This is a genomic window from Mycobacterium sp. (assembly GCF_025965855.1).
Lineage (GTDB): Bacteria > Actinomycetota > Actinomycetes > Mycobacteriales > Mycobacteriaceae > Mycobacterium.
In genome coordinates this window covers 1-8,226 of the sequence record NZ_JAOPWB010000127.1, presented here as the reverse complement: position 1 = coordinate 8,226, position 8,226 = coordinate 1, and the positions used below count along the sequence as shown (strand labels likewise).

The 8,226-nt window shown below is 68.5% G+C and carries 9 protein-coding genes and 2 pseudogenes; 4 read left to right on the top strand and 7 right to left on the bottom strand.

Features of this window, described 5'->3' with window-relative positions:
- The 3 genes and pseudogenes from JWP83_RS09765 to JWP83_RS09755 form a co-directional block, all read left to right on the top strand.
- Positions 1 to 327, top strand: a pseudogene (locus JWP83_RS09765) (hypothetical protein); the annotation flags it as partial.
- A 141-nt stretch (positions 328 to 468) separates the two neighbouring features.
- A pseudogene (locus JWP83_RS09760) lies at positions 469 to 549 on the top strand (hypothetical protein); the annotation flags it as partial.
- 28 nt (positions 550 to 577) lie between these two features.
- Entirely contained in the window at positions 578 to 712 is a 135-nt protein-coding gene (locus JWP83_RS09755) for a hypothetical protein (RefSeq protein WP_297729354.1), read from the top strand.
- Positions 713 to 978: 266 nt separating this feature from the next.
- Here JWP83_RS09755 and mftG read toward each other — a convergent pair whose 3' ends face one another.
- From mftG to mftA, 7 genes are all read right to left on the bottom strand, one after another.
- Positions 979 to 2,418 carry a mycofactocin system GMC family oxidoreductase MftG gene (gene mftG, locus JWP83_RS09750; RefSeq protein ID WP_297729344.1) on the bottom strand — a complete coding sequence of 480 codons (1,440 nt, stop codon included), beginning with the start codon at positions 2,416 to 2,418 and terminating at the stop codon, positions 979 to 981.
- A gap of 16 nt (positions 2,419 to 2,434) precedes the next feature.
- Positions 2,435 to 3,847: a mycofactocin biosynthesis glycosyltransferase MftF gene (gene mftF, locus JWP83_RS09745; protein ID WP_297729341.1), complete on the bottom strand. Its 1,413-nt coding sequence runs from the start codon at positions 3,845 to 3,847 to the stop codon at positions 2,435 to 2,437.
- Positions 3,844 to 4,575 (bottom strand): mycofactocin biosynthesis peptidyl-dipeptidase MftE, encoded by a 732-nt coding sequence (mftE, locus tag JWP83_RS09740; RefSeq protein WP_297729338.1) that lies wholly within the window; start codon positions 4,573 to 4,575, stop codon positions 3,844 to 3,846. Before mftE ends, mftF begins: the two co-directional genes overlap by 4 nt.
- 232 nt (positions 4,576 to 4,807) lie before the next feature.
- A complete protein-coding gene (mftD, locus tag JWP83_RS09735; protein WP_297729335.1) occupies positions 4,808 to 5,989 on the bottom strand; it encodes a pre-mycofactocin synthase MftD in 1,182 nt (393 codons plus the stop codon).
- A 2-nt stretch (positions 5,990 to 5,991) separates the two neighbouring features.
- Complete coding sequence (gene mftC / locus JWP83_RS09730) at positions 5,992 to 7,155, bottom strand: mycofactocin radical SAM maturase (RefSeq protein ID WP_297729351.1); 1,164 nt, start codon at positions 7,153 to 7,155, stop codon at positions 5,992 to 5,994.
- An 8-nt stretch (positions 7,156 to 7,163) separates the two neighbouring features.
- On the bottom strand, positions 7,164 to 7,436 hold the full coding sequence (mftB, locus tag JWP83_RS09725; RefSeq protein WP_367185614.1) for a mycofactocin biosynthesis chaperone MftB: 273 nt from the start codon (positions 7,434 to 7,436) through the stop codon (positions 7,164 to 7,166).
- 5 nt (positions 7,437 to 7,441) lie between these two features.
- A complete protein-coding gene (gene mftA, locus JWP83_RS09720) occupies positions 7,442 to 7,531 on the bottom strand; it encodes a mycofactocin precursor MftA (RefSeq protein ID WP_067012903.1) in 90 nt (29 codons plus the stop codon).
- A gap of 88 nt (positions 7,532 to 7,619) precedes the next feature.
- On the opposite strand from mftA, the gene mftR reads away from it, so the two are divergent.
- The gene (gene mftR / locus JWP83_RS09715) at positions 7,620 to 8,216 is read left to right on the top strand and encodes a mycofactocin system transcriptional regulator (protein WP_297729347.1); all 597 of its coding nucleotides are present in this window, start codon (positions 7,620 to 7,622) and stop codon (positions 8,214 to 8,216) included.
- Positions 8,217 to 8,226 lie beyond the last annotated feature (10 nt).

Below are 8,226 nucleotides of genomic sequence, written 5' to 3'. Positions count from 1 at the left end.
GCGGCGGCCCCAGCCGTGGCGCCGGCGGCTGCGCCGGTTGCCGCGATGCAGTCGGCAACGCCGGCCTACGCCCCCGCGGCCGCGGAGGCGGTCACACCGGCACCCGCCAGCGCACCGGTGGCGGCGGCGCCGGTGGAAGCGCCGGAATTCTCTCCGGTGACGGCGTCGCAGGCTATGCCGGTCACCACGCCGCTGACGGCGGCGCCCGCGGCAACACCGAACTACTCCCCCGCGACGCCGCCCTACTCCCCCGCGGCGTCCGGATCCCAGGAGGAGCAACCGGCGGCGGCTCCGGTTCCTGGCCTAATCTCGCCCTACTCAGCCTGATTCGCCGACCATGGTCGCCGCCGTGCGATCCAGAAATATAGCGATTTCCCTGATTCAATCGGTTCTCAGTAGCGACACCGGAGATGTTGGCATCGGCGGCCGTCGATTTGGAGAACCGTGGCTCCAGGCTCAGCGGCGCTCATGGGGCCGGAGCCGACGAGATCTCGGCGGCCGTGGCGGGGTTTCGGCGCCCACGGGCAGGCCTATCAGGCGCTCAGCGCCCAGGCGGCGCCGTTCCATCAACGGTTGTGTGCAGCTGCTCAGTGCCGGTGGCGCCCAATACGCCCTCCTCGAGGCCGCCAACACCAACCCAATGCAGACCATCGAGCAAGACCCGCTCGGGGTGATCAATACCCCCAGCCAGCTGCTGACGGGCCTCCACTGATCGCTAACGGCGCCAACGGGGCGGCGGGCACCGGTGCAAAAGGCGGCAACCCCGGGTGACTGATCGGTAACGGCGGGTCCGGCGTGGGTGCGGGAAACGGAGTAGCCGCCGATGGCGGCTAGGGTGGCGACGCCCAACTGATCGGCAGCGGTGGCAACGGCGGCAACGAGGGGGCCGGCGCGATACCGGGAGCCGGCGGCGCCGGCGGGTTGCTGATTCGGCCTGGACGGGGCGCCGGGACAGTGGCGCGATGAGTTAAGTGCTCGTCACGCAACGAATTCCGCTGCACGATGGGCGAGCATCACGATAGTCGCGTGCGGTCCGCGGCTGGGGACTATGGGCAGCACCGATCCATCGATCAGCCATAGCTTTTCGATACCGAGAACCCGACACCGTTGGTCGACAACGGCTTTCGAGTCGCCGTCGACGCCCATCGGCGCAGTGCCGCAAAGATGTTGAGACGTCGACCACACCGGCGACCCGACAGAGGTTGCGGAACCGGCCAACGCGCGGGCCAGTTCGCTGCCCTGGCGCAGTGCCGCCACGTCGTCGGGCTCGCTGTCGTAGCGGTGCTCGATATGCGGTGGCACGTCGGGGTCCGGCGAGACCAGCGTGACGCGCCCGCGCGCCCGCGGCTGCATGAGCGCCACCCCGATGTGCGGCCAGTCGGGGTGTCCCGTGGTGCCGTCACCGGTCATCGCAACGAATCCGCCCGTGTACGGCCTGATCTCGACCCCGTCCGCGGTGCTCAGCACGACCTCCACCACCGGCCGGCCCGGAGCCACAGTCCAGTTCGTCGGCAACACCCATTCGGGATGGTCGCTGCACGACGTCGCGACGGGCAGCGGTGCCACCACCGGGATACCGGCAGCACGCAACATTGCTTCGTCGCCGATGCCGGACAGCATCAGCAGATGTGCGGACTCGATCGCGCCGGCACACAATACGATTCGGTCGGCGGAAAGCGTCACCTGACCTTGCGGGCCGATCGCGTCGACTCCCACCGCGGCCGTCCCGGAGAAACGCAGCCGCACCGCCCGGGTCCGCTCCAGCAAGGCCAGGTTGGGCCGCCCAAGCGCCGGAAGGAGATATGCGGATCCGGAGCCGGTACGCACGCCGTCGACGATGTTCAGCGGAACCGCACCGAGCCCCGAAACCAGCTCCGGCCCGGAATCATTGAGGTCATCGATCCAGGCGAACCCGCCGCGCTCCGCTGCCGCGATGAAAGTTTCGGTGGTACCGGTCATTTCGCGCGTCCGGCGCACCGGGATCGGTCCGGTCTTGCCGTGAGCGGGACCGTCGAAATCGAGGTCCGTCTCGATGGCGCGGAAGTGCTCGAGGACATCCGACCATGCCCAGCCCGGAACCCCGGCGCGATCGAAGTCGCGCGCCAAGGCGCGGCAGAAGTAGCCGCCGTTGATTGCGCCCGAACCGCCGACCGTCGCGCCGCGCACGATCGGCAGTTTGAGGGCGTGCCGATCGGTCAGCGTGGTCAGGTAGCGCCGGGTCAAGGGGCTGCCGACCCCGATCGGCAGCTGCAACCCATTGGCGGTCAAAGCCAGCAACTCCGGATCGGCGAGCGCTGGGCCCGTCTCGAGGACGGTGACGGTGCGGCCGGGATCGGCGGAAAGGCGTTCGGCAACAACCGATCCAGCACTGCCGGCGCCGACGATCAGCACATCGCTGTGCGGGGCGGCTGCGGTCAAGGGGGCTTCAAGACCACTAAGTGCGAATCTGCGGCTTGAGCGCGCGCACGTTGCGTTCGCGCGCCACACCCCACCACAGCCCGAGGCCGTAGGCCAGGTCGTCGATGCGCTTGAGCAACAGGTAGGTCAACAGCCCGATCGGTTCCGCCTCGTCGCCGGTGGCGTCCCGGCGGCGCAGCCAGTCCACCACGCCGTCCATGACGGCCGCCACCAGCACGACCCGTCTGCAGTGACGCGACAGGACGGCCGCGACCAGCGCCAGCGGCCAATAGTGCCGGCACAGGGCCGACGCCAGCTGCAGCGCCGCCGACCACAGGCCTCGGGTCGCGATCATGAGGACATCCATCAGCGACGTCTCGGCGCCGCGCATCGCCTTGGCGATCCGACGACCCGTCACCAGGGCGACGACGATCGAGACGAGCTGGCTGAGACTTGTCCCCAGCGCCACGAGAATCCAGGCCATCAACGCCCAGCCGGAGATCACCACCGGTGCCGTCTTGTCCGGGTGGCGCACGGACAGCGGAGCCGCCGAACCGCCGTAAAAGGCCTTGCGCGTGAGCCAATCCCGCAGCTCGGTGCGGTGATCGTGGGCGACCTGCGCGATCGGCTCGTAACGCAGCCGGGCGCCCACTTCGATCAGCCGCCAGCACAGGTCCACGTCCTCGCCGGACTGCATCGTCTCGTCGAACCCCCCGACGTCCCGGATGGCCGCGCGGCGGCAGATGATGGCCGCGCTGGGAACGTAGGACACCGTGCTGTGGGGCAACACCGGGGCTTCGCGCTCCCCGAGGTCCAGAGACGAGTGCACCGCCTCGTAACGCGCCACCACGTTCTCACTGTGCGACAAACCGACGATGCGCGGCGCGACCAGGGCGACGGTCGGGTCGCAGAAGTGACCGAGCAGGGCCTCCAGCCAGCCCCGGCGCGGCGTGACGTCGGAGTCCAGAAACGCGACGAAGTCGGTCGTGCAGGCGGCCAGCCCGGTGTTGCGCGCCGCCGCCGGGCCCTTGTTGTAGGAATGGCGCAACACCTCGACGTCGCAGTGTGCGCCGATGAAGTCTTCGGGCTCGACCGGGGGAAACGAACCGTCGTCGACCACGATGACGCGCAAGCCGCGCAGCGAGCTCACCAGGCGCCGCACACCGGAAACGTTGTCCCGCACCGGGATTACCACGGTCACGTCACGGTGCGACGGGCCGCCCGCGGGCCGGGGGTGAGCCACGGTGGCGTCCAGCAGGGTGCGGGCCAACTGCGCGCTGACGTCGTCGCGAACCTTCAGCCGGCCGTCGGACAGCATGCCCTGGGCGGCGGGAGCCAACTTCAGCAGGCGCGTCGGGGAGCCACCCAGCAGGGCCGAGCCGTCGCCGAGTACCCGAACGCGGCGATCGACCTGGACGGCGAATCCGTCGGGCAACCGGGTCGCCGTCATGTGAGCATCCCGTCGGGCCCGGGCGACCACCGGGCGACTCGACGGACACACTCGTCGACCATCTCGGCGAAGATGCGCTTGCCCTCGGCGGCGGTCGCGGTGGTCGGGTCCCCCAACACCCCGACCCGGCTGACCGCCGCAACGCCCCCGCGGCGCATGGAGGGGAGCAAGTCTCCCAACGGCGCCCGGTTGCCGGTGAGCCACCGGTCGGTCAGCACGTCGGCCGGTGAGATATGGAGCAACACCGATGTTTCGGCATGGCCGGCGTGGGCGTCGCCGCCGGCGGCAACGCAGGGGCACCATCCGGCGTCCCGGCCCTCGGCGCGCAGCCTGCCCACCGCGCTGTGCAACGCGCCGACATTGCCGCCGTGGCCGTTGACGAAGACCAGGCGCGAGGCCCAGCAGGCCGCTGACCTGCCGTACTCCACCAGGAGCGTCGTGAGGGCTTCGGTGCCGATCGAGATCGTTCCGGCGAAATCTTGGTGCTCGCCGCTGGCGCCGTAGGCGATGGCCGGCGCCACCAACCAGTCTTGTTCCAGGCGGGCCCTGGCGCCGCGGGCGACCGCGGTCGCAATTCGCGTATCGGTGTCCAGCGGCAGGTGCGGACCATGTTGTTCGGTCGAACCCAGCGGGACCATTATTGACGGCGAGGTACTGGATAGCTGGCTCGACGCCACCGTTCCTAATTCGCCGAGTACGGGCACTGGCTGATGGTAGGACGAATTCACCTGGCGTGCACCAATTGTTGACCCTACAAAATATTTTTTTTCTGTGTTGTCCATCAAGCGGTCGAATTTGATGGCTCGTTTGTCACGGTTGCCTCGCGAGCACCACAATTTTCGACGCCGCGGATTGAGGCTAGAGGGGCATTTCGCGCGGTGAGTGAAAACGGCTCATGTCGCGCGGTGAGTATAAACGGCTCACGTCGAATCTCTGGAAAAATGCCCAAGATACCCAGGTTTAGCCGGACGGCACCCCAAGCGCACGGGCGAAGCCGGCCGGCACCAAGAGGTCGTCCGGGCTGAGGTCGTGAACCGAGGAGCGCCCCAGACCCATCAGCGCCGAGTCAATGCCCCCGCGCAAGATGTCGAGGACGTTCTCCACGCCGGCCTGACCGCCCGCCGCGAGGCCCCACAGGTACGCGCGGCCGATCATCACCGCGCGCGCCCCGAGCGCCACCGCCTTGACGACGTCGCTGCCGCGCCGGATGCCGCCGTCGAGGAGCACCTCGACCTGATCTCCGACCGCCGCGGCCACCGCGGGCAGGGCGCGGATCGATGCCGGCGTGCCGTCCAGGTTGTTGCCACCGTGGTTTGACACCGAGATCGCCGAAACCCCGGCGTCCACAGCCCTTTTGGCGTCGTCGACGCGCATCACACCCTTGAGCATGAACGGACCGCCCCACAGCTCGCGCAGCCAGGCGATGTCTTCCCAGGTTGGCGGCGGGGTGCCCATCCACTCCCCGTAGGCGGCGAAGAAGGGGGGACCGGGCTCGCCTCGGCGGCCCTGGTTCGGCACCCGGAGCTCGGGGGGCCGCAGCGCCTTGCCGAACTTCCACAGCCACCGCGGGCGGACGATCGCCTCCGGGGACAACCGCAGGATGGTCCGCAGGTTCATCTCCTCGGGGATCTTCGGGCTGCCCCAGTCGCGGCCGTGGGAGAACGTCCAGTCGGTCGTGACGATCAAGCCGACCGCGCCGGCCTGGCGCGCGCGTTCCACGCGTTCCGCGATTGCGTCGCGCCCGCCGAGCCAGTACACCTGGAAGAACACCTTGGGGTTGGCGGCGATGACCTCCTCGATCGGTTTACTGGCGAAAGAGGAGAGCCCCATCGCCGTTCCCCGCGCCACCGCGGCCCGCGCGACGGCCACCTCGCCGTCCGGATCGACCGCCTGGACGCCGGTCGGCGAAATGATCACGGGCAACGAGATATCTTGTCCCATAACGGTAGTCGATAAGTCGCGCTTTTCCGGCGCGCCGACGACGTGGGGGGCAAAACCGAGTTCGCCGAATGCCTCGACATTGTCGGCGGCCGTAATTCCTTTTTCGCTTGCGGAGATCAAGGACGAATACACGGATTTCGGTAGCCGCCGCTTTGCGCGTTGCTGGGCGATGGCGACGGTTTCAAACCATTGGTCGGCCATGCTTACAGTGGGCTTTCGTTGCAAAGCCGCGCCGGCGGTCGCGACAGTTTCAGGGGTATTGGCCCGCTCGTCTTCCGCGAGTGGTCGGCCCGCGGCCGCGGCGTCAAACGCTCGCGGGCCAGCGCCGACGCGCTGTGCCCCTGGACGCATTCGGGGTCCGGCCCGTCCATCGGCAGGCCGGTGAAGAACTTGGCCGCCATGCACCCGCCCCGGCAGCTGTCGTAGTGCCCGCAGCTGCCGCAGGCCCCCGCCGACTGGGGTTCGCGCAGCTCGCGGAACAGCGGTGCGTTCTTCCAGACGTGGTCAAATCCCCCGTCGGACAGGACGTTTCCCGCCATGAAGCGGTCGTGGATGGCGAACGGGCAGGCGTAGACGTCGCCCACCGGGTCGATCAGGCACACTACCCGGCCGGCCCCGCACATGTTCAAACCGGCCAGGGCGCCGGACTGGCCGAGCGGCGCCAGATGGAAGAAGGAGTCACCGGTGAGCACCCGCTCCCCCTTGGCGACCAGCCAGTCGTAGAGCTGAACCTGCTGGGCGGCGGTGGGGTGCAGGTCTTCCCACACGTCCGCGCCCCGACCCGAGGGCCGCAGCCGGGTGATCCGCAAGGTGGCACCGTAACGGCTTGCCAAAGCGGCAAAGTCGTCGAGCTGGTCGACATTGTGCCGGGTCACGACGACGGAGATCTTCGCGTCACGAAATCCCGCCGCGGCCAGGTTCTCCATCGCCCGCACCGCCATCGCGAACGAGCCGGCGCCGCGGACGGCGTCGTTGACCTCGGCGGTGGCACCGTCGAGGGAGATCTGAACGTCGACGTAGTCACTGACCGCCAGACGGGCAGCGACTTCCGGGGTGATCCGGACCCCGTTGGTGGAGAACTTGACGCCGACGTGGTGCGCGGTCGCATAGTCGACCAGCTCCCAAAAGTCTGGCCGCACCGTGGGTTCGCCGCCCCCGATGTTGACGTAGAACACCTGCATGCGTTCCAGCTCGTCGATGATGTCCATGCACTGGCGGGTGGACAACTCGCGCGGATCGCGTTTGCCCGACGACGAGAGGCAGTGCACGCAAGCCAGGTTGCACGCGTACGTCAGCTCCCACGTCAGGCAGATCGGGGCGTCCAGCCCGCGCTCGAACTGCTCGACGAGTCGCGGAACCCGCGAAATTCCAGCGGTCACCGGTCCTCCTGAAGTACCAACATCTTTGAATCCGCCAACACACCCAGCGCGAGCAGGTAGGGCTCCTGCCCGGGGTCATCCACGCCCGCGGCGCGGCACGCGGACCGGACATCCGGATGGTCGGCCAGCGACCGCACCACGGTGAGGATGGTGCGGTTCTTCAGAAAGGACAGCTTGCGGGTGCCGAAGTGGTAGAGCAGCGCGCCGAACGGCTCCGGCCGAACCGCCACCTGCGGGTGCAATCGCCAGCCGCGATCGGGATCGAACACGCGGATCAGTAGACCCCGCACATCCCGTCGATGGACACCTCTTCCACCAGGGTCTCGGTGACGAGCTCGGTCTCGGTCTCGGTTTCGTGCTCCATGAAACTTTTCCTCCCGCGGGGACTCGACAAGGACGGATCGTTCTGGACACAATATGGCATCGAGTGCCGCAATGGAAGGGCGGGTCTGATGATGCCGCAGCCGCGGGTGGGGCGACGCCGCTCGACGACACCGGGCCACATCACCGACGTCGCCCTCGACTTGTTCGCCGCCCGGGGGTTCGCCGAGGTGAGCGTCGACGACGTCGCGCAGGCGGCCGGCATTGCCCGCCGCTCGCTGTTTCGCTATTACGCCTCCAAGAACGCCATCCTGTGGGGCGATTTCGACGCCCACCTCGCGCACCTGCAGGAGCTGCTCGACAACGTCGACCCGCGGGTTCGGTTGAACGAGGCGCTGCGCGGGGCGCTGTTGGCGTTCAACACCTTCGACGAGTGCGAGACCGTCCGGCACCGGCAACGCATGCGCGTCATCCTGGAAACCGCGGACCTGCAGGCCTATTCGATGACGATGTATGCCGGCTGGCGCGAGGTGATGGCGGGCTTCGTGGCCCACCGGTTGGGCGTCAAGACGACCGACCCGCTGCCCCAGACCGTCGCCTGGACGATGCTCGGGGTCGCATTGAGCGCCTACGAGCACTGGCTCTCCGACGAATCCGTCCCGCTGCCCGCCGCGCTCGGCAATGCGTTCGACGTCGTCGGCGCCGGGCTGGAAAGGCTGGACCGATGAGCGGGGGCAC